1 protein-coding gene is annotated in these 501 nt (G+C 73.9%); it reads left to right on the top strand.

Annotation, left to right across the window (positions count from 1 at the left end; all coding sequences use genetic code 11):
- Nucleotides 1–38: 38 nt before the first annotated feature.
- Nucleotides 39–501: arginase family protein (locus ACP7B7_RS31675; protein WP_426079370.1), on the top strand; the 463-nt coding region annotated here is incomplete at its 3' end.

Below are 501 nucleotides of genomic sequence, written 5' to 3'. Positions count from 1 at the left end.
GTGGCAGCACCGGCGGCAGCTGTGCGCCGCCGCCGAGCATGCAGGTCGACTGGATCTTCGGCTCGACGGGCGTCGACTTCACCGGCTACGCCGTCACCGGCACCGGCAACGCCTCCGACCACGCGATGGTCAGCTCCACCGCGACCCTCACCGCCTCCACCGACCCCGAGCAGGTGGCGGCCGACGCCGACGTCGTCGTGCTGGGTGCGCCGTTCGACGGCGGCACCTCCCACCGGCCGGGCACCCGATTCGGGCCGCAGGCGATCCGGATGACCGACTACCTCCCGCACGACGGCTCGCGGCCGAGCCTGGCGCTGCGCACCGACGGGCTGCAGGACCTGCGCGTCGTCGACGCCGGTGACGTCGAGCTCCCGCCCGGCGACATCGAGACGACCCTCGGCCGGCTCGAGGCCGCGGTGGAGAAGGTCGCCCGGTCGGGCGCCATCCCGGTCGTCCTCGGCGGCGACCACATCAACATCATCGACACCCCGGGCCACGTTG

Origin of the sequence: Janthinobacterium sp. PSPC3-1 (genome assembly GCF_049896105.1) — a bacterium.
In the GTDB taxonomy this organism is placed as follows: Bacteria; Pseudomonadota; Gammaproteobacteria; order Burkholderiales; family Burkholderiaceae_D; genus Janthinobacterium.
Note: the sequence above shows the minus strand (reverse complement) of the source record. Positions and strands in the feature narration are given on the sequence as shown.